This is a genomic window from Salinispora sp. H7-4 (genome assembly GCF_013416675.1).
In the GTDB taxonomy this organism is placed as follows: domain Bacteria; phylum Actinomycetota; class Actinomycetes; order Mycobacteriales; family Micromonosporaceae; genus Micromonospora; species Micromonospora vitiensis.
In genome coordinates this window covers 99,676-121,981 of sequence record NZ_JABZED010000050.1, presented here as the reverse complement: position 1 = coordinate 121,981, position 22,306 = coordinate 99,676, and the positions used below count along the sequence as shown (strand labels likewise).

The 22,306-nt window shown below is 71.4% G+C and carries 20 protein-coding genes; 16 read left to right on the top strand and 4 right to left on the bottom strand.

The features are described 5' to 3' along the window. The first annotated feature begins 32 nt into the window (after nt 1-32). Together H0524_RS19580 and H0524_RS19575 are read left to right on the top strand one after the other, a co-directional pair. Nucleotides 33-1,235: an ABC transporter permease gene (locus tag H0524_RS19580; RefSeq protein WP_180199950.1), complete on the top strand. Its 1,203-nt coding sequence runs from the start codon at nt 33-35 to the stop codon at nt 1,233-1,235. A 48-nt stretch (nt 1,236-1,283) separates the two neighbouring features. Beyond that, nucleotides 1,284-1,589, top strand: a complete 306-nt coding sequence (locus H0524_RS19575; protein WP_180199949.1) for a hypothetical protein — start codon at nt 1,284-1,286, stop codon at nt 1,587-1,589. Here the strand turns inward: H0524_RS19575 and H0524_RS19570 are convergent. After that, entirely contained in the window at nt 1,567-2,622 is a 1,056-nt protein-coding gene (locus tag H0524_RS19570; RefSeq protein WP_180199948.1) for an ABC transporter ATP-binding protein, read from the bottom strand. The genes H0524_RS19575 and H0524_RS19570 overlap by 23 nt on opposite strands. Nucleotides 2,623-2,624: 2 nt before the next feature. Here H0524_RS19570 and H0524_RS19565 point away from each other — a divergent pair, with 2 nt between their 5' ends. The 4 genes from H0524_RS19565 (at nt 2,625) to H0524_RS19550 (ending at nt 6,810) form a co-directional block, all read left to right on the top strand. Next, nucleotides 2,625-3,314 carry an ABC transporter permease gene (locus H0524_RS19565; protein WP_180199947.1) on the top strand — a complete coding sequence of 230 codons (690 nt, stop codon included), beginning with the start codon at nt 2,625-2,627 and terminating at the stop codon, nt 3,312-3,314. Then, nucleotides 3,311-4,045: an ABC transporter permease gene (locus tag H0524_RS19560; RefSeq protein ID WP_180199946.1), complete on the top strand. Its 735-nt coding sequence runs from the start codon at nt 3,311-3,313 to the stop codon at nt 4,043-4,045. Before H0524_RS19565 ends, H0524_RS19560 begins: the two co-directional genes overlap by 4 nt. Before the next feature lie 178 nt (nt 4,046-4,223). Then, nucleotides 4,224-5,228 carry a glycine betaine ABC transporter substrate-binding protein gene (locus H0524_RS19555; protein ID WP_180199945.1) on the top strand — a complete coding sequence of 335 codons (1,005 nt, stop codon included), beginning with the start codon at nt 4,224-4,226 and terminating at the stop codon, nt 5,226-5,228. Nucleotides 5,229-5,298: 70 nt separating this feature from the next. Next, nucleotides 5,299-6,810, top strand: a complete 1,512-nt coding sequence (locus H0524_RS19550; RefSeq protein WP_180199944.1) for a hypothetical protein — start codon at nt 5,299-5,301, stop codon at nt 6,808-6,810. Between the two features lie 37 nt (nt 6,811-6,847). Here H0524_RS19550 and H0524_RS19545 read toward each other — a convergent pair whose 3' ends face one another. Then, on the bottom strand, nt 6,848-8,014 hold the full coding sequence (locus H0524_RS19545) for an NADH-quinone oxidoreductase subunit D (protein WP_180199943.1): 1,167 nt from the start codon (nt 8,012-8,014) through the stop codon (nt 6,848-6,850). After that, the gene (locus H0524_RS19540; RefSeq protein WP_180199942.1) at nt 8,011-9,027 is read right to left on the bottom strand and encodes an SAM-dependent methyltransferase; all 1,017 of its coding nucleotides are present in this window, start codon (nt 9,025-9,027) and stop codon (nt 8,011-8,013) included. The genes H0524_RS19545 and H0524_RS19540 overlap by 4 nt, the downstream gene beginning before the upstream one ends. Nucleotides 9,028-9,206: 179 nt before the next feature. On the opposite strand from H0524_RS19540, the gene H0524_RS19535 reads away from it, so the two are divergent. From H0524_RS19535 to H0524_RS19490, 10 genes are all read left to right on the top strand, one after another. Then, nucleotides 9,207-10,148: a Rossmann-like and DUF2520 domain-containing protein gene (locus H0524_RS19535; RefSeq protein WP_180199941.1), complete on the top strand. Its 942-nt coding sequence runs from the start codon at nt 9,207-9,209 to the stop codon at nt 10,146-10,148. Next, nucleotides 10,145-10,993 carry a pantoate--beta-alanine ligase gene (panC, locus tag H0524_RS19530; RefSeq protein ID WP_180199940.1) on the top strand — a complete coding sequence of 283 codons (849 nt, stop codon included), beginning with the start codon at nt 10,145-10,147 and terminating at the stop codon, nt 10,991-10,993. The genes H0524_RS19535 and panC overlap by 4 nt, the downstream gene beginning before the upstream one ends. A 22-nt stretch (nt 10,994-11,015) precedes the next feature. Beyond that, nucleotides 11,016-11,444: an aspartate 1-decarboxylase gene (panD, locus tag H0524_RS19525; protein WP_018815114.1), complete on the top strand. Its 429-nt coding sequence runs from the start codon at nt 11,016-11,018 to the stop codon at nt 11,442-11,444. Between the two features lie 159 nt (nt 11,445-11,603). After that, entirely contained in the window at nt 11,604-12,521 is a 918-nt protein-coding gene (locus tag H0524_RS19520; protein WP_375372015.1) for a septum formation family protein, read from the top strand. A 129-nt stretch (nt 12,522-12,650) separates the two neighbouring features. Beyond that, nucleotides 12,651-14,369 carry an L-aspartate oxidase gene (locus H0524_RS19515; RefSeq protein WP_180199939.1) on the top strand — a complete coding sequence of 573 codons (1,719 nt, stop codon included), beginning with the start codon at nt 12,651-12,653 and terminating at the stop codon, nt 14,367-14,369. Next, nucleotides 14,366-15,262, top strand: coding sequence for a carboxylating nicotinate-nucleotide diphosphorylase (gene nadC / locus H0524_RS19510; protein WP_180199938.1), 897 nt, complete (start codon nt 14,366-14,368; stop codon nt 15,260-15,262). Before H0524_RS19515 ends, nadC begins: the two co-directional genes overlap by 4 nt. A 35-nt stretch (nt 15,263-15,297) precedes the next feature. Continuing rightward, entirely contained in the window at nt 15,298-16,056 is a 759-nt protein-coding gene (locus H0524_RS19505) for a type III pantothenate kinase (RefSeq protein ID WP_018217457.1), read from the top strand. A gap of 236 nt (nt 16,057-16,292) precedes the next feature. Then, nucleotides 16,293-17,801, top strand: a complete 1,509-nt coding sequence (lysS, locus tag H0524_RS19500; RefSeq protein WP_018726600.1) for a lysine--tRNA ligase — start codon at nt 16,293-16,295, stop codon at nt 17,799-17,801. A gap of 117 nt (nt 17,802-17,918) precedes the next feature. Further along, nucleotides 17,919-18,269, top strand: coding sequence for an Lsr2 family protein (locus H0524_RS19495; RefSeq protein ID WP_033660423.1), 351 nt, complete (start codon nt 17,919-17,921; stop codon nt 18,267-18,269). Between the two features lie 416 nt (nt 18,270-18,685). Further along, nucleotides 18,686-21,220 (top strand): ATP-dependent Clp protease ATP-binding subunit, encoded by a 2,535-nt coding sequence (locus H0524_RS19490; RefSeq protein WP_180199937.1) that lies wholly within the window; start codon nt 18,686-18,688, stop codon nt 21,218-21,220. A gap of 61 nt (nt 21,221-21,281) precedes the next feature. Here H0524_RS19490 and H0524_RS19485 read toward each other — a convergent pair whose 3' ends face one another. Beyond that, nucleotides 21,282-22,181: an A/G-specific adenine glycosylase gene (locus H0524_RS19485; RefSeq protein ID WP_180199936.1), complete on the bottom strand. Its 900-nt coding sequence runs from the start codon at nt 22,179-22,181 to the stop codon at nt 21,282-21,284. Between the last annotated feature and the right edge of the window lie 125 nt (nt 22,182-22,306).

Genomic DNA, 22,306 nt, shown 5'->3' with positions numbered 1-22,306 from the left:
CCCGGGACGGACGGCCAGTGGAGGGCGGCTGCATGGGGCACGACGAGTCGGCGCGAGGTAGCTCGGAGATCTCCCCCAGCGCCAACACCGTCGCCCCTGACCCGGATCCGGACCAGGTGGAGTCCGGTGGGGACCGGCTCGGCGTGCACGTCGTCTGGGAACTCCTGCTCCTGGTGGGCGCGGTCGGGGTCGCGTACCTGCTCTGGCGAGAAAACCCGGAGACGCTGCGGGGCGACGGCCTGCGGTCACTGCTCGTTGACGGAGCCGTCCTCGGGTTGTTGGCCCTCGCCGCCGGGCTGAGCCTGCGTACCTCGGCGGTGAACCTGGCGATCGGTCCGGCGGCCGTCGCGGCGGCGCTGCACATGGCGGAGCAGGGGGACCGGGGTGCGGCGGCCGCCCTCGGCCCGGCGATCGCCGCCGCGGTGCTCGGCGGGCTGCTCCTGGCGTTCGTGGTGACGGTGCTGCACGTCCCCGCGTGGGCGGCCAGCCTCGCCGCTGGCGCGGCGCTGGTCGGGTACATCGAGCGGCGAAGTGAGCCGGTTCTGCCGCAGGGTAGCTACGATCCGACGAGCGACGCGCTCTACCTGTTCGCCGGGTTCGCGGCGCTCACCGTGCTCGGCGGGCTGTTCGGCGCGTTACCACCGATCCGTCGGCTGATCGGCCGGTTCCGACCGGTCACCGATCCGGCCCGCCGGCAGGGGGCGCTGGGCCCGGTGGTGGCCGGCGGCGCGCTGGTCGCCTCCAGCGTTCTGGCCGTGCTGGCCGGCTCCCTACTGGGGACGCCCGCCGCTGGCCCGGTCGCCGTGGGGTCGGGGCTGGACTGGACCGTCCTGGCGGTGGGGACGGCGCTGCTCGCCGGCACCAGTGCCTTCGGCCGCCGGGGTGGCATCCTCGGTACCCTGCTCGCCGTCTCGTTGGTCACGCTCGTCCGTACCGACCTGCAGGCGAGCGGCCTGACGGCGAGTCGCTGGGCGGTCGGGGCGGTGGCGCTCGGGGTGGGGCTGGTGGTGACCCGGATGATCGAGGCGTACGGGGGCGCGCGGGACGACCGGGAGGCGGTTGACGACAGCCCCGATCCGGACGAGCAGCTGCATGCCGAATGGAGCACGCGGCGGCCCGAGCCGTTCACGGACTGGGCCGCGACGCTGCCGCCCCCGCCCGCCGAGCGCCCAACCAACCAGTGGGATCTCCCGGACTGGGGGACCGGACGGCACTGGGACCCCAGCCGGCGCTGACCCGCGTCTCGCCGGTCGGCGGGGAGCTTGGCGGTTAGGCTCGGCCGCATGACCGACACACCTTCGACCTTCCCCGCCGGCCGGTCGTTCGAGGAGTTGGACGCACTCTCCACCGAGGAGCTGCGCAAGCAGGCGTTCGCGGTGGCGCGGGAGCGCCGTGACGTGCGGTTTTTCTGGTCAGTTCTGCGGCACCTGCCGAATGCCGACGAGGCCGCTGCCCTGGACGGCGCGCCGAACTCGGTCGGGCCGACCGTCGACGAGGCGGTGGCGCTGTGGCGGGAGCTGACCGGCCACGGCTACGAGGAGTTGGCGCCGGTGCTGCGGGCGGCCTTCATCGACTATCTACGGCGGTAACCGCCCCGTTGGGAGCGGGCGGCCGGCGCCGGTCGTCGGCGTGCCCCAGGCTGAGCAGGCGGGATTGGGTGAGGACACCCACGGGTTGCTCCTGGTCGGTCACCACCACCCGGTCCGCCCTGGTGGTCAACAGGACCCCCAGCGCGTCGTACGCCGACGACCCGAGTGGCACCGTGGGGAGCTCGGCGGAGATCGGGGTGGCGGGGACCGGCTCGATTGTCTCCCGGGTGACCGGGGTGACGGCCAGGCGTCGGATGCCCCGGTCGGCACCGACGAATTCCCGGACGAACGGGGTGGCCGGTGCGCCGAGCACGGCGGCCGGGGTGTCGAACTGTTCCAGGCGGCCGCCCTCGGAGAGCACCGCGATCCGGTCGCCCAGCCGAACCGCCTCGTCGAGGTCGTGCGTCACCAGCACGATGGTCTTGCGAACCTCGGCCTGCAACCGCAGGAACTCCTCCTGGAGCCGGGTCCGGACGATCGGGTCGACCGCGGAGAAGGGCTCGTCCATCAGCAGGACCACCGGGTCCGCGGCGAGTGCCCTCGCCACGCCGACCCGCTGCCGCTGACCGCCGGAGAGCTCGTGCGGGTAGCGGGCGCCGAACTGGGTCGGGTCCAGGCCGACCAGCTCCAACAGCTCGGTGACCCGTTGCCGGCGACGCTCCCGGGGCCAGCCGAGCAGCTGCGGCACGGTGGCGACGTTCGCGCTGATGGTCTGGTGCGGGAAGAGGCCGACGTTCTGGATCACGTAGCCGATGCGGCGGCGTAGCCGTACCGGGTCCACCCGGGTGACGTCTGCCCCGTCGAGCAGGATCCGGCCGCTGGTCGGCTCGATGAGGCGGTTCACCATCCGCAGTACGGTCGATTTGCCGCAGCCGGAGGGGCCGATCAGCACCACCAGTTCGCCGGCGGTGACCTCCAGGGTCAGCTCGTGGACCGCCTCGGTGCCGTCCGGGTAGCGTTTGCCGATCTCGTCGAGGGAGATCGAGGCCGCACGCGCCTCGTCGTCAGCGGATCCCCGCGGGGTAACGTCCACACATGTCCTTCCGCCTGAGCTACCGGGCCGACCCGGGTAACCCGTGGTTCTCCTGGCAGTACGTGCGGGACAACTCTGACACGATCCTCGCCGCGCTGCGCGAGCACACCTCGCTTACGCTGCGGGCGGTGCTCATCGCGATGCTGATCGCAGTGCCGCTGGCCGTGGCCGCGTACTGGTTCCGCGCGCTGGCCGGGCCGATCCTGGCGGTCACCGGTGTGCTCTACACCGTCCCGTCGTTGGCGTTGTTCGCCTTCCTCGCGCCGTACCTGGGGATCGGGGTGGTGACCGTGCTGACCGTGGTGGTGCTCTACGCGCTGTTGGTGATTGTCCGCAACGCGCTCGCGGGTCTCACCCAGGTGCCGCCCGAGGTGCGGGAGGCGGCGGAGGGCATGGGGTACGGCCGCTGGGGGCGGTTGTTACGGATCGATCTGCCGCTGGCCCTGCCGGGCATCCTCACCGGGCTGCGGTTGGCGACGGTCTCGACGGTGGCGCTGGTCACCGTGGGGGTGGTCGTGGGGCAGGGCGGGCTCGGCCAGTTGATCTTTTCTGGTTTCCAGAACAACTTCTACAAAGCGCAGATCATGACCGGTACGCTGCTCTGCGTCCTGCTCGCCCTGGTGTTCGACCTCGCCCTGGCCGGTGCCGGGCGGCTGCTCACCCCGTGGCTGCGTCGCCGGAGCGCGGCATGACCGTGGCGGCGGGGCCGATCGAGGCGGCGGTGGTCTGGCTCAACGACCCGCTGAACTGGACCAATCCGGGCGGCATCCTGGACCGGACCGGCGAACATCTCGCCATCTCCGCGGCGGCGGTGCTCCTGGGCTGCCTGGTCGCGTGGCCGATCGGGCTCTGGCTCGGGCATACCGGGCGCGGCGGCGGGTTGGTCGTACTGGTAGCCAACCTGACGCTGGCCGTGCCGACGCTGGCCCTGCTCACCATCCTGCCGTTGACCTTCCTGGGCTTTGGCCGGCCCCCGGTGGTGGTGGCGCTGGCGGTCTTCGCGATCCCACCGTTGCTGGCCAACGCGTACACCGGGGTGCGTGCGGTGGATCCGGAGGCCCGGGACGCGGCCCGGGGGATGGGCTTCTCCAGCTGGCAGCTACTGCGTCGGGTCGAGCTGCCGCTCGCCGTGCCGTACCTGGCGGCGGGGTTTCGCACCGCTTCGGTGCAGGTGGTGGCCACCGCCGCGCTGGCCTCCTTCGTCAATGGCGGCGGCTTGGGGCAGATCATCCGGGCCGGGTTCGGCCTGGACATCGCCGCCGGCGGCGGGCAGATCCTCGCCGGGGGGCTGCTGGTGGCGGGGCTCGCGATGCTGGTGGAGCTGGTGTTGGCGCTGGTCGAGCGGCTGGTCACCCCGCGACCGCTGCGCAACCGCGGCCGCCGGGCGGGGCGGCGCGCGGCCGCCGCGGTCAGCGGGGCCTGACTCCGGTGCCGGGGCATCCGGCGCTCCCGGTTGGGCGTCGGGTGACGATCCGGTGACGAAGTATGACCGGAGTTTGTCGTACCCGGCGCGAAGATGTTGGGTGGGAGTACGGGCATCGATCGCCCGTCGGACACGCGGCCGGCGCCGGAGCCGTGCCGGGACACGGAAGGCGGCAGAGATGCACGCACGCACACGTTTGGCGATCGGCGCTGTCGGCGTCCTGACCACCGCCGGGCTCCTGACCGGCTGCGGCCAGGCCGGTTCCTCCGGCACGGACGCGCCCGAGACAGCGGCGGCGGGGGAAGGCTGCGCCCCGGTGGCCGGCGACGAGCTGGTCGTGCTGACCGACGACAAGTCGCTGCAGAACAGCGACAACATCATCCCCGTGGTCAACGCCGACGCCGCGACCCCGCCGCTCATCGCCGCCCTGGATCAGGTCTCCGCCGCACTGGACACACCGAAGCTGATCCAGCTCAACAAGGCCGTGAACGAGGACCGCAAGACCCCCGCGGTCGCGGCGGCTGAGTTCGCCACCGCCAACGACCTCACCGCCGGCATCGAGCCGGGGCCCGGCGGCACGATCCGGGTCGGAGCCGCCAACTTCAGCGAGAGCGAGACCCTCGCCGAGCTCTACAAGATCGTGCTGGTCGCCGCCGGCTACCAGGTCGAGGTGCAGCAGATCGGTAGCCGGGAACTCTACGAGCCGGCCCTGGAGAAGGGCGAGATCCAGGTCTTCCCCGAGTACGCGGCAACCCTGGCCGAGTTCCTCAACACCAAGGCGAACGGCGAGGGTGCCGAGCCGGTCTCCTCGCCGAACCTGGACGAGACGGTCGCCGCGCTGAAGGCGCTCAGCGCGGAGGCCAACCTGGCCCTCGGTGCGCCGGCCGCGGCCCAGAACCAGAACGCCTTCGCCGTCACGGGTGCCTTCGCCGACCAGTACGGCGTGCGGACGCTCTCCGAGCTGGCCGAGAAGTGCTCGGGCCAGGAGACCGTGCTGGCCGGTCCGCCGGAGTGCCCGCAGCGGCCGAAGTGCCAGGTCGGGCTGGTCGAGGTCTATGACTTCCGGGCCGGGTCGTTCAGCTCGCTCGATGCCGGCGGACCGCAGACGAAGAACGCGCTGCGGACCGGCGAGGTCAGCGTGGGTCTGGTGTTCTCCTCCGACGGAGCCCTCACCGCCGGCTGAGCCCCGCAGCAGGCAGGGCGAGCTGCGCTGCCGTTCCCACGCGGGACAACTCTCGGTAGGCTGCAGAGCCATGCCAGTCCCGGCCGTGACCGATGACCCGCGTAACCCTCGGTTGTCCACGGCACTGTTCCGGGCCGGTGTGGCGTGCGCCCCGGTGGCGGCGCTGCTGGTGCTTGTCGCCGACAGTAACGGCCCGCTACGGGTCGCCGCCGTACTGGCACTCCTGGCGGTGGTGCTGATCGGCCTCTCGATCGCGTTGCGCCCCGACGGCGGCGCCCGGGTCGGGGAGTTGCGGGGCGAGATCGAACGGCTTCGCCATGAGCTGCACGGTGAGATCGTGGCTGCGGCCCAACGGGGTAATCAGGCACTCGACCAGACCCAGCGCACCCAGGAGGCGGTTGTGGCGCTGGGCCGCCGGCTTGACGCAGGTGCCGCCGCGCCGGCCGCGACCGGCGGTGCGCAGCGGGTCCCGGTCCCGGTTGACGCCCCGGCCGGGCGGGCAGCCGTTCCGGATGCCGATCGCTGGGATGAGCACGAGCGCGACCGGAACCGCGTCGGTGAATCCCAGTCTCCGGGCCACTTACCGGGCGGCCACTCCCCGGCCGGGGCGGCCGGGGCCTACGCGGCCTTCCGGCCGTCGACCGGAGAGCACGGGGCCGACGACCGCTTCGCTGGTCAGCCCGGCACCGAGCGGCCCGCCCGCACCTATGGCGCCACCGCCGGCCCGGCCGGTACTTATGGCGCCACCGCCGGTGGCGTCTGGTCACCGGAGCCGGAGGGCCGGCACGCCGCCCCCCTGCGCGGCGTGGTGCGACACACCGAGACGGTGCACGTCACCCGGCACACCGTGGTCGACGGCGCCCGGAACCCCGCCGGCGCCCGCGACTACGACCGAGGATGGCCGTCCGGCCCGGACGCACCGTCGTGGGCCGAGGACCGGGAGCGCCGCTCCTGGCCGGCCGCCCAGGATGAGGTCCGGAGGGCTGGTGCCGACGGCTCCGCTGACCGGTCGTGGTCGGAGCGGGGCGGGCGGGCGCGTGACGCTCGCGGGCAGGGCGAGCCACCGGAGGTTGCCCGGGCTGGGGCGCAGTGGGATGCCCAAGGCTGGGCCGACCAGTCCGACGGCCGGGGCTGGGACGATGGGCGGTCTGACCGCGGCGGCGTTGACCAGCATGGTGGGGAGCTTGTGGCGGGCGGCGACGCGGAGGGCGAGTATTGGTCGCAGCTGCGGGCCGGAAACCGCTGGGCCGCCGTCCGCGAGGACGAGCGGGGGCGCGAGCTGCGGCTGGGCGAGCAGCGGGCGCAGGTCCGCACGGATCGGGGCGGTGCCGAGTACCGGGTGGACCAGCGGTGGGCCGCGGTCCGCCGGGACGAGCCCGGCCGCGACCGCGCTGACGCCGGGCACGGCGGGTGGTCCGAACCGGTGGAACGATCCGCGCTGCCCCCGCCGTCCGCCGAGTGGGGGCCGCCCCGGCAACGGCAGGCAGAGCCGCAGCGGCAGCCGGAGCCTCGGTGGCGGCCCGGGCCGCAGGGCCAGCCCGAGCCGGGTCAGTACGGCCGTGGGGACAACCGTTGGCGTTGACAGCTGCGGCAACCCCGAACGCGCGCAGCCGGCCCCCTCACTTGTCGATATCGCCGACCACGAAGAACATCGAGCCGAGGATGGCGACCAGGTCCGGCACCAGGCAACCGGGCAGGAGGGTGGCCAGTGCCTGCACGTTGGCGTACGACGCGGTGCGCAGCTTGAGCCGCCACGGCGTCTTTTCCCCCCGGGACACCAGGTAGTACCCGTTGATGCCGAGCGGGTTCTCGGTCCAGGCGTAGGTGTGCCCCTCGGGCGCCTTGAGCACCTTCGGTAGCCGGGTGTTGATCGGGCCGGTCAGCTGGTCCACCCGGTCCAGGCACTGCTCGGCGAGGTCGAGCGAGACGTACACCTGGTCGAGCAGTATCTCGAAGCGGGAGTGGCAGTCACCAGCGGTGCGGGTCACCACCGGCACATCGAGCTGGTCGTACGCCAGGTAGGGCTCGTCCCGGCGTAGGTCGAGGTCGAGGCCGGAGGCGCGGGCGACCGGTCCGGAGGCGCCGAACGCGGCGGCCTGGGCCGCCGAGAGCACCCCCACGCCGACGGTACGGGCCAGGAAGATCTCGTTGCGCCGGATCAGGTTGTCCAGGTCGGGCAGGCTCCGCCGGACCTCGCCGATAGCCGCCCGGGCCCGCCCGGTCCAGCCGGCCGGTACCTCCTCCTTGAGCCCACCGACCCGGTTGAACATGTAGTGGATCCGCCCGCCGGAGACCTCCTCGAGCACCGCCTGGAGCGTCTCCCGTTCCCGAAAGGCGTAGAACATCGGGGTGATCGCCCCGATCTCCAGCGGGTACGAGCCGAGGAACATCAGGTGGTTGAGGATCCGGTTCAGCTCGGCGAGCGCCATCCGAAGCCAGGTGGCCCGCTCCGGAACCTCCATCCCCAGCAACCGCTCCACGGCGAGCACCACGCCGAGTTCGTTGGCGAACGCGGAGAGCCAGTCGTGCCGGTTCGCCAGCACGATGATCTGCCGGTAGTCGCGGACCTCGAACAGCTTCTCCGCGCCCCGGTGCATGTACCCGATGATCGGTTCGGCGCTCACCACCCGTTCGCCGTCGAGCACCAGCCGCAGCCGGAGTACGCCGTGCGTGGAGGGGTGCTGCGGACCGATGTTGAGCACCATGTCGGTGCCGAGTTGTTCCCCACCGGCGCCGGTGCCGACGGTCAGTTCGCGGAGATCGGCGTCCGTGGTCATGCCTGTCATGGTGCCACGAGTGGGTCGAGGGCGACGCCGGCCGGCTGGAGGAGCCACCAGTGCCCGCCGAGGCCGGCCGGGTCGATCAGCTCGGCCACCGCCGACGCGGCGGAGAGGGCCCGGAGGTAGCCCGCCGGGTCGGTGCTGGCCCGCGCCAGCGGTGGGCGGCGGCCGTCGGCACCGAGCGCCCGCAGCGCCGTCCGCTGTGCCACCAGGGTGTACGGGACCTGCGCGACCCGCGTACCGGCGGCGGCGACCGAATCCACGGCGAGGTGCGCGGTGACATCGCACGATCCGTCGGGTACCGGTGGGACCTGCCGCCCGTTCCGGTAGCCGGTCAGGGTGCCGGCGCCCGGTCGGGTTTGCCGGAGGTGCCCGTAGTCCACGGCGACCGCCAGCCCCCGGTCGAGCCGCCCGACGGCGTTCGCCCAGGCGTCGTCGCGGGTCCGGCCGATCTCGGCGCGGATGCCCGGCTCATCGTCGGCGGGCGGCGACCACCATCGGGCCAACCAGTCGGCGTCTTCCGGGCTGACCGGGCCGCCGACCGTCTCCTCGCCGGTGGCGGGGTGCACCAGGAGGTAACGCCAGCCTGCCGGGGTGGCCACGGCCAGGTCCAGCGGGACGTTGTCGAGCCACTCGGTGGCCAGGAGGAGGCCGGTGACACCGGCGGGGATTTCGCGCGTCCAGGTGATCTCCGCGGGCAGGTCCGTGGGGCGCGGGGCGCGTTCGACGGCGGTGAGGCGCAGCCGGTGCGCGAGGGACGTGTCGGTGGCCCCGGCGATGCTGGCGTGCAGCGTGTGCAGTAGCTCGCCCCGCCCCGCTCCGACATCGACCACCGTGAGCGGGTCCGGGTGGTCCAGGGCGGCGTCAACGGTGGCGATCAGCCGGTGCAGGGCCGCCGCGAACGCCGGGGAGGCGTGCACGCTGGTGCGGAAGTGGTCGGCCGGGCCGGCACCGGAGACGAAGAAGCCGCCCGGCCCGTACAGCGCCTGCTCCATCGCGTCCCGCCAGCGGATCGACATCAGCTTCTCCTTCGGTCCGGCCGCCCCGGTTGTGGAGCGGCCCCGCTCGTCGTCTTCGGTGGCGAGCGGTTCGCCCCTCCCTCTGGTGGTGAACGTTTTCACACCTCCCTGTCCCGGTTGCGGCGCCGCGGCGCATACTTGCCAGCGACCGGTACCCCTCCGAGGACTGGATCATCGTTATGCGTGCTTCGCTGTCTCCGCGTCCCGTCGATCAGTCGGTTGATGCTCCCACCCCCCGTTCCCTGACCGTCGGCGTGATCGGTGTCGGCCGGGTCGGTGCCGTCCTGGCCGCCGCTCTCGCCGCTGCCGGCCACCGCGTGGTGGCCGCGACCGGCGGCTCCGCCGCCTCGCGCGCCCGGACGGCGCTGCTCCTGCCCGATGTGCCGCAGCGGTCGGCCACCTCGGTGGCCCGGAGCGCCACCGACCTCCTGTTGGTGGCGGTGCCGGATGACGCGCTGGCGACGGTCGTCGCCGGGCTCGCCGAGGCCGGGGCGTTGCGTCCGGGTCAGGTGGTCGCGCACACCTCCGGCGCGCACGGCCTGGCGGTGCTGGCGCCGGTCGTCGGGGCCGGGGCCACCCCGCTGGCCCTGCATCCCGCGATGACCTTCACCGGTACGCCGGACGATCTCACCCGACTGCCCGGCATCTCGTACGGGTTGACCGCCCCGGCGCAGCTGCGTCCGTTCGCCACCCGGCTCGTCGCCGACCTCGACGGCGTACCGGAGTGGGTCGCGGAGTCGGACCGAACGCTCTACCACGCCGCCCTCGTGCACGGCGCCAATCACCTGATCACCCTCGTCAACGAGGCGGCCGACCGGCTGCGGGACGGTGGGGTGACCGAGCCGGAGCGGGTGCTCGCCCCGCTGTTGCGGGCCGCCTTGGACAACGCGCTGCGGCTCGGGGACGATGCGCTGACCGGCCCGATCGCCCGGGGCGACGCCGGCACCGTTGAGCGGCACCTGACCCAGCTCGCGGCGACCGCGCCGGAATCGGTGGGCCCCTACCTGGCGTTAGCCCGACGGACGGCGGACCGCGTGATCGCGAGCGGCCGGCTACAGCCCACGGCGGCGCAGCCGGTGCTGGAGGCGTTGGGTGGGCGGGATCGGGAGGGTGCTGCGTGACCAAGCTGGTACACACCCGTGCCGACCTGGCGGCGGCGCGGGCGGCGCTGACCGGCAGCGTGGGCGTCGTCATGACCATGGGTGCCCTGCACTCCGGGCACGAGACCCTGTTACGGGCGGCCCGGGAGCAGGCCGACAGCGTCGTGGTCACGATCTTTGTGAATCCGCTCCAGTTCGGGCCGGACGAGGACTTCGACCGGTATCCCCGCACCCTCGACGCGGATCTGGAGATTTGCCGCCGGGCCGGCGCCGCGGTGGTCTTCGCGCCGGACGTGTCGGAGCTGTACCCGCAGGGCCAGCCCCGGGTCTGGGTCAACCCGGGCCGGCTCGGCGAGGAGTTGGAGGGGCAGAGCCGGCCGGGCTTCTTCCACGGGGTGCTGACCGTGGTGCTGAAGCTGCTTCAGCTCACCCGGCCGGACCGCGCGTTTTTCGGCGAGAAGGACTACCAGCAGCTGACCCTGATCCGCCGGATGGTGCGCGACCTGGAGGTGCCGGTGGAGATCGTCGGCGTGCCGACCGTTCGGGAGCCGGACGGGTTGGCGCTGTCCAGCCGGAACCGCTACCTGTCGCCCGATGGGCGGGCGGCTGCGTTGAGCCTGTCGGGGGCGCTGCGGGCGGGGGTGGCAGCCGCCGCCGGGGGCGCGGACTCGGGCGGGGTGCTGGCCGCCGCGCACGCCGCGTTCGACTCCGGCCCGCCCGGCGTCGAACTGGATTACCTGGTGCTCACCGACCCGGAGCTGGATCCGGGTCCGGGCGTGGGTCCGGCACGGCTGCTCGCCGCCGCCTGGGTCGGCGCCACCCGCCTGATCGACAACGTGTCCGTCCAGCTCGACCCGCGTTTCTGACCCATCTCACGAAAGGCGCCCGATGCTGCGCACCATGCTGAAGTCGAAGATTCACCGGGCCACGGTCACCCAGGCCGACCTGCACTACGTCGGATCGGTCACGGTGGACCAGGATCTGCTTGACGCGGCCGACCTGCTCCCCGGTGAGCAGGTGGCGATCGTGGACGTCACCAACGGCGCCCGGTTGGAGACCTATGTGATCCCGGGGCAGCGGGGCAGCGGCGTGATCGGTATCAACGGCGCCGCCGCCCACCTGGTCCACCCGGGTGACCTGGTCATCCTCATCGCCTACGGACAGCTGGAGGACGCGCAGGCGCGTACCTACCAGCCGCGGATCGTGCACGTCGATTCGGGCAACCGGATTGTGGACCTGACCGCGGACGCGGCCACGGCGGCGCCCGGGACGGCGGGGGCGCCGGTCCCCAACCCGTTGGCGGACTCGCTGGCCTGACCGGGGTCGCCCGCCCGCCCGGCCCGACCGGGTCGCCCGCCCGGCCCGCACTGCGCCCGCCCACCGGAGCCACGCCACGAGGATCTGTTACTCACCGGGCATCTTTGGCTACCCTGGGTGGACTCGTTGGTAGGCGGGGCGTCGACTCTGGGAGGCGGCGTGAGGCATCGGGTCGGGAAGGGCGCGCGGGCGGTCGGCGGCATGCGGGCGTGGTGCGCGGCGACGGTGGTGGTGCTGCTGGCGGGTTGTGCCGGGCCGACCGACGGCGACCTGACCGACGACTGGGGTGCGCTACCCGCCGCCGGTCCGTTCACTCCCGAAGTGGGGGTGTGCCAGGTGGCCGACGCCACCACCCAGGTGACCCTGACGGCGTACCAACCAGTGGAGTGCTCGGCCCCGCACCGGGTCGAGACCGTGCACGTGGGCACCTTCTCGACCGGGCGGTCCGGCCCACCGGCCGCCGGCTCGGTTGACCTGCGGATCGCGTTCGTCGACTGTGACACCCGCACCAGCACGTACGTGGGGGCCGACTGGCGGGTCGGGCGGCTGCGGCTCTGGGTGGCGCTCCCGTCCCCCTCGGGCTGGGCCGCTGGTTCCCGTTGGTACCGCTGCGACCTCACCGAGGTGACCTCCGCTGAGGTGGACGCCGAGGTGGTGCTCCGCACCGGCAGTCTGCGCGGCGGGCTCGCCGCCGGGTCACCGTTGCGGCTCGGTTGCCAGCAGAGTGGTCCGGATCGGGGCGGTGGGGTGGGTGCGCTGCACCCCGTGGACTGCCGCAGCCGACACGACGCGGAGTTCGTCGGGGTGTGGCGGGCACCGAAGCGCCCGTACCCCACCGCGGACGCGGACTGGGCGCCGCTCTACGCCGGCTGCCGCAGCGAGATCGCGCGCTTCACGGAGGTGCCCGACGACCCGACGCTACGGCTACGGGTCGATGTGGTGGTCCGTCCACCCAGCGCGGGCCGGTGGGAGGTCGGCGATCGGGGGGTCCGCTGCTACCTGTGGCTCAGCGACCGTCAGGTGACCGGGTCGCTGCAGGGCGCCGGCCCGGCCCGGTTGCCGGTCCGGAACCGGTGACGAGGAGCCTGCGGCGCTCTCCTTCGGCTTCGTCGGCGTGCGGGTCGGCCCGGTCGGGTACGGCGTTGCCCAAACCACTCGTCTCGCCCCCGGCGCCTCCCACGTGCGTTGTTCGGGTTGACTGTGGGGATGGAGCTACCGACCGGTGACTGGCCGGCCCTGCCCCGGCTACTGGCGGCGCCCGCGCCCGGGTGGGTGGAGACGACTGATGTGATCGTCGTCGGTTCTGGTGTCGCCGGGCTGACCGCCGCGCTCCACCTGCGGGAGGCGGGTCTGCACGTCACGGTGGTCTCCAAGGTTGACATCGAGGAGGGCTCGACGCGCTGGGCGCAGGGCGGCATCGCCGCGGTGCTCGATCCGCACGACACCCCCACGGCCCATGCCTCGGACACCGAGATCGCCGGGGTTGGCCTCAGTGATCCGGCGGCGGTCCGGGTCCTCGTCGAGGAGGGGCCCACCCGGCTGCGGGAGTTGATGCGGATCGGCGCGGAGTTCGACCGCAACCCGGATGGCTCGCTCATGCTCACCCGGGAGGGCGGGCACCGAGCGGACCGGATCGTGCACGCGGGTGGCGACGCCACCGGTGCGGAGGTGCAGCGGGCGCTACACGCCGCCGTTCGCCGGGATCCGTGGATCCGGCTCGTCGAGCACGCCCTGGTGCTGGACCTGCTGCGGGCCCCCGGTGCCGGTCCGGACGGGCTCGGCCCCGCCTGTGGGGTGACTCTGCATGTGTTGGGTGAGGGCAGCGAGGACGGCGTTGGCGCGATCCTGGGGCGCGCGGTGGTGCTCGCGACCGGGGGGATGGGGCAGGTCTTCGGGGTTACCACGAATCCCGCGGTCTCCACCGGCGACGGGGTGGCCCTCGCGCTGCGGGCCGGGGCCGCCGTCACCGATGTGGAGTTCGTCCAGTTTCACCCGACCGCGCTGATCGTCCCGCCGTCCGCCCGGGCGTCCGGGGCCCGGCACGCCCAGCAGCCGCTGGTCTCCGAGGCGCTGCGGGGCGAGGGTGCCCACCTGGTGGACTCCGACGGCAAGCGGTTCATGGTCGGGCAGCACGAGTTGGCGGAGCTGGCTCCCCGGGACGTGGTCGCGAAGGCCATCCACCGGGTGCTGCTGGCCACCGGTGCGGACCAGGTCTTCCTCGACGCCCGGCATCTCGGCGGTGACTTCCTTGCCCGCCGTTTTCCCACCATTGTGGCGTCCTGCCTGGCCATCGGCGTCGATCCGGCGACCGATCTGATTCCGGTGGCACCGGCGGCACACTACGCCTCCGGCGGCGTCCGTACCGACCTGCATGGCCGTACCTCCATCCCCGGCCTGTACGCCTGCGGTGAGGTCGCCTGCACCGGTGTGCACGGCGCGAACCGGCTGGCCAGCAACTCGCTGCTGGAGGGGCTGGTCTTCTCCCGCCGGATCGCCGAGGAGCTGGCGACCGGCCTGCCGGAGCAGCTGCGCCCGGCCTCGACCGGTGCCTGGGTGGGGGGTACGGGTCGGGTGCTTCCCGTCGCCGGCGTTCCCGACCTGCAACGGGCGATGACGCGGGGCGCGGGCGTGCTGCGGTCGGCGGCGACCCTGGCCGACACGGCGGCTGCCCTGGTCACGCTCGGCGACGCCGCGGGAGTTCCCCGTACCGCGGACTGGGAGGCGACGAATCTGCTGACGGTGGCGACCGTGCTGGTGGCGGCCGCCACCGCGCGGCGGGAGACCCGGGGTTGCCACTGGCGGGAGGACTTTCCGATGGCCGACGAGCGGTGGCGTGGCCACCTGGTTGGCACCATTGATCCACAGGGCCGGCTGCTGCGAAGGTGGCAGGGGTTCGGGGTTGCCGAGCGTGGGGAGGACAGGTGACGGGAGAGACCGAGGGCTTGGTGCGGGCGGCCGGGCTGGACCCGGAGCGCGTACGACGGGTGATCATCGACGCGCTCCTGGAGGACCTGGGGTCGGAGTTTCTCGACGTGACCAGTGTCGCCACGATCCCCGACAGCCAGGTTGACACGGCGGACCTGGTCGCGCGTGCCGACGGGGTGGTCGCCGGGTTGCCGGTGGCCGCAGCGGTGTTCGAGCTGGTGGGCGAGGTGACCGGAGCTGGCCGTACGGTGGCGGTGTCGCTCGTCGCCCACGACGGGCAGCGGGTGGCCCGTGGCGACGTGCTGGCCACGGTGACCGGCCCGACCCGGCTGCTGCTCACCGCCGAGCGCACCGCGCTGAACCTGCTTTCCCGGATGTCCGGTGTCGCCAGCCACACCCGGGCCTGGGCCGACGCGTTGGCCGGCACGAAGGCGATGGTGTTGGACACCCGGAAGACGACCCCGGGCCTGCGGGCGCTGGAGAAGTACGCGGTCCGCGCCGGCGGCGGCACCAACAAGCGGATGGGCCTGCACGACGTGGCCATGGTCAAGGACAACCACAAGCTGGCGGCCGGTGGGGTGGCCGCGGCGTACCGGCGGGTCCGGGCGGCCTTCCCGGACGTGGAGGTGCAGGTGGAGGTGGACACCCTCGCCGAGGCGGTGGAGGCGGTGGAGGCGGGCGCCGACTTCCTGCTGGTCGACAACATGGGGGTGGAGCTGCTGCGCGAGGTGGTGCGCGCGGTCGGGGAGCGGGCCGAGTTGGAGGCGACCGGGGGGCTGACGCTGGCGGTGGCGGCCGAGGTGGCGGCGACCGGGGTGGACTTCCTGTCGGTTGGCGCGCTCACCCACTCGTCGTCGATTCTGGACGTCGCGCTGGACCTACGGACGGGGTGAGGCGGCGGGCGTTGGCGGTTGTCTAGGCTGTCGGTGTGCTGCTCTGCATCGACATCGGAAACACCAACACCGTGCTGGCGACCTTCGATGGCGACAAACTGGTGCACTCCTGGCGGATCAACACGGATCCGCGGTCTACCGCGGACGAGTTGGGGTTGATGTTCCGGGGGCTGCTCTCCGGCGCCGACGTGGAGATCAGCGGGGTGGCCGCCTGCTCGACGGTGCCCGCTGCGCTCCGGTCGGTGCGTACGATGCTGGACCGCTACTACGCCCACGTGCCGCACATGATCGTCGAGCCCGGGGTGCGGACCGGGGTGCAGCTCGCCATCGACAACCCCAAGGAGGTCGGTGCCGACCGGGTGGTCAACACGCTCGCGACGTACAACCTCTACGGTGGCCCGTCGATCGTCGTTGATTTCGGCACCACCACCAATTTCGACGTGATCAGCGGGCGGGGCGAGTTCCTGGGCGGGGCGTTCGCCCCCGGCATCGAGATTTCGTTTGATGCGCTCGCGGCCCGCGCCGCCCAGCTGCGCAAGGTCGAGGCCGCCCGGCCGCGTTCGGTGATCGGCAAGAACACGGTCGAATGTCTGCAGGCCGGCCTCTACTTCGGCTTCGCCGGGCAGGTGGATCGGATCGTTGAGCGGATGGTGGAGGAGCTGGGTACGGTCAAGGCGGTGATCGCCACCGGGGGGCTGGCCCCGTTGGTGATGCAGGAGTGCCGGACGATCACCCACCACGAGCCGATGATCACCCTGATTGGGCTTCGGATGGTCTACGACCGCAACGTTTGAGCCCCGGACCGCTCGCGGACGGCCCGGCCGGTCGCGGGGCGGAGACAGTCATGGTGGTCAGCGTCAACCCAAGTAATTGCGGGTATTTCGGTCGTAATCGGTCGTCATCGCCCCCCTAACGCGGGAGTGGGCGTGGGTTCGGTCATGGCGGCCGGCTATCCGATGTCCCCCGCGAGAGCCCTTGAGTACGCTCGGGGGCTGACCCCACCCGAATTCCCTGCCTGAGGAAGCGCGCCGTGATCGAGCAGAACGCCGTACCAGTTGACCCCGCCGATGACCTTCCGGAGCAGATGAAGGTCCGCCGGGAGAAGCGGGACCGGATGCTCGCCGAGGGGATCGAACCGTATCCGCTCGGTTATCCGCGGACCAGCACGCTCGCCGAGATCCGCCAGGGCTACGCCGACCTGCCCACCGACACGGCCACCGGGGACCAGGTGTCGGTCACCGGCCGGGTGATCTTTGTGCGGAACACCGGCAAGCTCTGTTTCGCCACGCTCCGCGACGGCGACGGGACCGAGCTGCAGGCCATGCTCTCCCTGGACCGGGTCGGCGCGCAGCGGCTTGCGGACTGGAAGCAGCTGGTGGACCTCGGTGACCTCGTCGGGGTGACCGGTGAGGTGATCACCAGCCGGCGCGGTGAGTTGTCGGTGCTGGCACAGGGGTGGGCGGTCACCGCGAAGGCCCTTCGCCCGCTGCCGGTGGCGCACAAGCCGCTCAGTGAGGAGGCCCGGGTCCGGCAGCGCTACGTCGACCTCATCGTTCGCCCGCAGGCCCGGCAGATGGTTCGTACCCGGGCAACCGCGGTCCGAAGCCTGCGGGAGTCGCTGCACGAGCGGGGTTTCCTCGAGGTGGAGACACCGATGCTCCAGCTGCTGCACGGTGGTGCGGCAGCTCGCCCATTCGTGACCCACAGCAATGCCCTCAACACTGACCTCTATCTGCGAATCGCTCCGGAACTGTTTCTCAAGCGCGCGCTCGTTGGTGGCGTAGATCACGTATTTGAGATCAACCGTAACTTCCGCAATGAGGGCGTCGACTCGTCGCACTCGCCGGAGTTCGCGATGCTCGAGGCTTACCAGGCGTATGGCGACTACGACACGATCGGTGAGTTGACCCGTCATCTGATCCAGCGGGCGGCGCTCGCGGTCGGCGGGTCGACGGTGGTGACCCATGCGGACGGTCGCGAGTTCGACCTCGGCGGTGAGTGGCGTTCCGTGACGTTGTTCGGTTCCCTTTCCGAAGCGCTCGGAGAGGAGGTCACGGTACGCACGGAGCGGGCCCGCCTGGTCGAGTACGCCGACAAGGTGGACTTGGCGGTCGACCCGAAGTGGGGTCCGGGCAAGCTGGCCGAGGAACTGTTCGAGGAGCTGGTCGTACCGGGTCTGCTGGCGCCCACCTTCGTGCGGGACTATCCCGAGGAGACCAGCCCGCTGGTGCGGGCACACCGTACCGAGCCGGGCCTGACCGAAAAGTGGGACCTCTACGTGCTCGGCTTCGAACTGGGTACGGGCTACTCGGAGTTGGTGGATCCGGTGGTTCAGCGGGAACGTCTGGTGGCCCAGGCGCGGCTCGCGGCGCGGGGCGACGACGAGGCGATGCAGCTCGACGAGGACTTTCTCCGGGCCCTGGAGTACGGAATGCCACCGTCTGGTGGTATGGGAATGGGAATCGACCGGCTCCTCATGGCGCTGACCGGCCTGGGAATTCGGGAAACCATCCTCTTCCCGCTGGTCCGACCGGAGTGACGGTCGGGTCACCCGACTCGTAACCGGATCCTATTGACGCGCGGAGCGTCATCCGGGTTATTGTGCTCTTGCGGGATTCGCAGAGCCGCTGCACCCTGCTGGAAAGGAATGTGGGACGTGGCCAAGCAGATCATTCATAAGCTGGTCGATGACCTGGATGGCGGGGACGCTGACGAGACCGTCAAGTTCGCCCTCGACGGCGTTCAGTACGAGATCGACCTGTCGAGCGTCAACGCCGAGAAATTGCGGGAGGTATTCGCCGCGTACGTCGCCAACGGCACGAAGGTGGGCCGGGGTGGCGTGGTCGTGGGTGGCCGGGCTGCCCGGGGCCGGGGCGGTGCCACCGCCGATCGTGAGCAGAACAAGGCGATTCGGGCCTGGGCCAAGAAGGCCGGCAAGGAGATTTCCGACCGGGGTCGCATCCCGCAGGAGATCGTGGACGAGTACCACGCTCGCGCCGGCCACTGACCGGTATCCGGCGGACGCCGGCCCGGAGCGCAGGCTCCGGGCCGGCGTTGCTGTGTCTCGGCCCGGTGGCGGCCAGGTGGGTGACGCTACCGCTGGTGGGGCCGCCGGTGTCGGGTGGCGGGGAGCCGGGTGGGCTGTTTCTGGGCCGGTGGCGGTTTCCGGGGTGTCGTGGGGTCGATCCGGCGGGGGCCGAATTTCGCTCTGCGCGTAGCAGCGCTGCTACCGGAACACCTGCTGAGCGCGGACGGTTGGGCAAAACAGCGCGTATCTGGCGCCACCGGGGGAGGCAGGACCCCAGCGGAGTCGGCGCGCGGCGATAGAGTTAAAAGGCACGGACGCCCGTCCCGGGCGTTCACGCAGCGGCCCCGCCACGATCTAGATCATCGAGGCGCACGGTATGTGAGGAGCACGAGGGCATGTTCGAGCGGTTCACCGACCGAGCGCGTCGGGTTGTTGTCCTGGCCCAAGAAGAGGCCCGGATGCTCAACCACAATTACATTGGTACTGAGCACATTCTGCTGGGCCTGATCCACGAGGGTGAGGGCGTGGCCGCCAAGGCGCTGGAGAGTCTGGGGATCTCTCTGGAGGGCGTGCGTCAGCAGGTTGAGGAGATCATCGGGCAGGGCCAGCAGGCGCCGAGTGGCCACATACCGTTCACCCCGCGGGCCAAGAAGGTGCTGGAGCTCTCGCTGCGGGAGGCGCTGCAGCTCGGGCACAACTACATCGGCACCGAGCACATTCTGCTGGGCCTGATCCGTGAGGGTGAGGGCGTGGCGGCGCAGGTGCTGGTGAAGTTGGGGGCGGACCTGAATCGGGTCCGTCAGCAGGTGATCCAGCTGTTGTCGGGTTATCAGGGCAAGGAGCCGGCAGCGGCGGGGACGGCGCCGGGTGAGGCCGCTCCCTCGACGAGTCTGGTGTTGGACCAGTTCGGTCGCAATCTGACGCAGGCGGCCCGGGAGGGCAAGCTCGACCCGGTTATCGGTCGGGAAAAAGAGATCGAGCGGGTCATGCAGGTGCTGTCCCGGCGGACGAAGAACAATCCGGTGCTGATCGGTGAGCCGGGTGTGGGTAAGACCGCCGTGGTGGAGGGCCTGTCGCAGCGGATCGTCAAGGGCGAGGTGCCCGAGACGCTGAAGGACAAGCAGCTGTACACCCTTGACCTGGGTGCTCTGGTGGCCGGTTCACGGTATCGGGGTGACTTCGAGGAGCGGTTGAAGAAGGTCCTCAAGGAGATCCGCACCCGTGGTGACATCATCCTGTTCATTGACGAGATCCACACGCTGGTGGGTGCGGGTGCCGCCGAGGGCGCGATCGACGCGGCGAGCATTCTGAAGCCGATGCTGGCGCGGGGTGAGTTGCAGACGATCGGCGCGACGACGCTGGATGAGTACCGCAAGCACCTGGAGAAGGATGCCGCGCTGGAGCGCCGCTTCCAGCCCATCCAGGTTGGTGAGCCGTCGTTGCCGCACACGATTGAGATCCTGAAGGGGCTGCGGGACCGCTACGAGGCGCACCACCGGGTGTCGATCACGGATGCGGCCCTGGTGGCGGCGGCGACCCTCGCCGACCGGTACATCTCGGATCGATTCCTGCCGGACAAGGCGATCGATCTGATTGATGAGGCGGGCGCGCGGATGCGGATCCGGCGGATGACCGCGCCGCCAGACCTGCGGGACTTCGATGAGCGGATCGCGCAGGTGCGTCGGGACAAGGAGTCCGCGATCGACGCGCAGGACTTCGAACGGGCCGCACAGCTGCGGGACACCGAGAAGCAGCTGCTGGGTCAGAAGGCGCAGCGGGAGAAGGAGTGGAAGGCCGGCGACCTGGATGTCGTCACCGAGGTCGACGATGAGCAGATCGCCGAGGTGCTCGGTAACTGGACGGGTATCCCGGTCTACAAGCTGACCGAGGAGGAGACCTCCCGGCTGCTGCGGATGGAAGACGAGCTGCACAAGCGGGTCATCGGCCAGGAGGACGCGGTCAGAGCGGTGTCGAAGGCGATCCGCCGTACGCGGGCCGGTCTGAAGGACCCGAAGCGGCCGTCCGGCTCGTTCATCTTCGCCGGCCCGTCCGGGGTCGGTAAGACCGAGTTGTCCAAGGCCCTCGCGGAGTTCCTCTTCGGCAGCGAGGACGCGTTGATCCAGCTGGACATGTCCGAGTTCCACGACCGGTACACGGTGTCCCGGCTCGTCGGTGCGCCTCCCGGCTACGTCGGCTACGACGAGGGCGGGCAGCTGACCGAGAAGGTCCGGCGGCGGCCGTTCAGCGTGGTCCTCTTCGACGAGATCGAGAAGGCCCACCCGGACGTGTTCAACACGTTGCTGCAGATCCTCGAGGACGGGCGGCTCACCGACGGTCAGGGCCGGATCGTGGACTTCAAGAACACGGTCATCATCCTGACGACCAACCTCGGTACCCGCGATGTCGCCAAGGCGGTCTCGCTGGGCTTCCAGGCATCTGATGACTCCGACTCGAACTACGACCGGATGAAGCAGAAGGTCAACGACGAGCTCAAGCAGCACTTCCGGCCGGAGTTCCTCAACCGGATCGACGACACCATCGTCTTCCACCAGCTACGCCACCGGGAGATCCTCTCGATCGTCGATATCATGATCGGTCGGATCGAGACCCAACTGCGCAACAAGGACATGGGGCTGGAGCTCACCGACAACGCCAAGCAGTACCTGGCGACGAAGGGCTTCGACCCGGTCCTCGGTGCCCGGCCGCTGCGCCGTACGATCCAGCGCGACATCGAGGACAACCTCTCCGAGCGGATCCTGTTCAACGAGCTCAACCCCGGTCAGATCGTCATCGTTGACTGCGAAGGTGATCCGGCCGATATCGATTCCTCCACCCTCACCTTCCGCGGCACCGACAAACCGGCCGAACTGCCGGACGCGGTCCCGGCCGACCTCGGCGGTGCCGCCACGGGGGCGGACGACGCGGCCTAGGCCGGCAGGTCTCACCGACGAGAACGGCCCGATGGCGATCGCCATCGGGCCGTCCTCGTGCTCAGTGGACGAGGACCGGCGGTCCGTCCCCGGTCAGCCGGAAAAACGTTTCGTTGACCTGCTCCACGAGACCGTCGTTGACCAGGCCGGCCAACGCCCGAAACCGCTGGGCTTCGTCGGCCCACACCTGGTCCAGGCGTTGCCGGGGCACGGGAGCGGTTTCCTCCCGGAGCACGCCGAGCAGTAGCCCACGGACCTGACGGTCGGTGCCCGCGTACCGTTGCGGACGTCGGGTGGGGCCGGTCGGCGCCGGCTCCCCGGAGGCCCGCCAGGCGCAGATCGAGGCGACCGGGCAACTCCCGCACCGCGGCGACCGCGCCGTGCAGATCACCGCCCCCAGCTCCATGAAGGCCGCACTGGCCAGCGCGGCGGCGGCCGGTTCCACCGGCAGTAGCTCCTCGGCGGCGACCAGGTCGGCCGGGCGGGTGGCGGGGCCGGCGTCCGGTTCACCCGCGACCGCCCGAGAGATCACCCGCCGGACGTTGGTGTCCACGACCGGGTGCCGTTGCCCGTACGCGAACGCGGCCACGGCCCGCGCCGTGTACGTGCCAACTCCCGGTAGGGCCAGCAGCTGCTCCAGCCGGTTCGGCACCTGTCCGTCGTGCCGCTCCACGATCGCCACCGCGGCCTCACGCAGTCGAACCGCCCGCCGTGGGTAGCCGAGCCGCCCCCACATCCGGATCGCCTCTGCGGGCGGCTCCGCCGCCAGGTCGGCCGGGGCAGGCCAGCGGGCCATCCAGTCCGTCCAGGCGGGCAGCACTCGGGCGACCGGGGTCTGCTGGAGCATCACCTCACTGACGAGGATGGCCCAGGCGCCAACCTCGGGGCGCCGCCACGGCAGGTCCCGGGCGTGCTGCATGTACCACCGGCTGACCCGGGTGGTGAAGGTCGGTTCAGTCATCGTCGGTCGATCATGCCACGCCGCGGTGCGCGCGCCCCCACGGCGGCCAACCCGCTGACCAGTCCCGACGAGTGGTCGAGCGGGCGGTAATGGGGTGGCGTTGTGGGCCTGATCGGGGAGAATCC

Coding starts and splice junctions, on each gene's coding strand:
- H0524_RS19535 (WP_180199941.1), top strand. CDS start 9,207: ATGCGTGCTTCGCTGTCTCCGCGTCCCGTCGATCAGTCGGTTGATGCT.
- H0524_RS19550 (WP_180199944.1), top strand. CDS start 5,299: ATGCCAGTCCCGGCCGTGACCGATGACCCGCGTAACCCTCGGTTGTCC.
- H0524_RS19575 (WP_180199949.1), top strand. CDS start 1,284: ATGACCGACACACCTTCGACCTTCCCCGCCGGCCGGTCGTTCGAGGAG.
- H0524_RS19555 (WP_180199945.1), top strand. CDS start 4,224: ATGCACGCACGCACACGTTTGGCGATCGGCGCTGTCGGCGTCCTGACC.
- H0524_RS19490 (WP_180199937.1), top strand. CDS start 18,686: ATGTTCGAGCGGTTCACCGACCGAGCGCGTCGGGTTGTTGTCCTGGCC.
- H0524_RS19485 (WP_180199936.1), bottom strand. CDS start 22,181: ATGACTGAACCGACCTTCACCACCCGGGTCAGCCGGTGGTACATGCAG.
- panD (WP_018815114.1), top strand. CDS start 11,016: ATGCTGCGCACCATGCTGAAGTCGAAGATTCACCGGGCCACGGTCACC.
- H0524_RS19580 (WP_180199950.1), top strand. CDS start 33: ATGGGGCACGACGAGTCGGCGCGAGGTAGCTCGGAGATCTCCCCCAGC.
- H0524_RS19515 (WP_180199939.1), top strand. CDS start 12,651: ATGGAGCTACCGACCGGTGACTGGCCGGCCCTGCCCCGGCTACTGGCG.
- H0524_RS19545 (WP_180199943.1), bottom strand. CDS start 8,014: ATGACAGGCATGACCACGGACGCCGATCTCCGCGAACTGACCGTCGGC.
- H0524_RS19540 (WP_180199942.1), bottom strand. CDS start 9,027: ATGTCGATCCGCTGGCGGGACGCGATGGAGCAGGCGCTGTACGGGCCG.
- H0524_RS19565 (WP_180199947.1), top strand. CDS start 2,625: ATGTCCTTCCGCCTGAGCTACCGGGCCGACCCGGGTAACCCGTGGTTC.
- H0524_RS19560 (WP_180199946.1), top strand. CDS start 3,311: ATGACCGTGGCGGCGGGGCCGATCGAGGCGGCGGTGGTCTGGCTCAAC.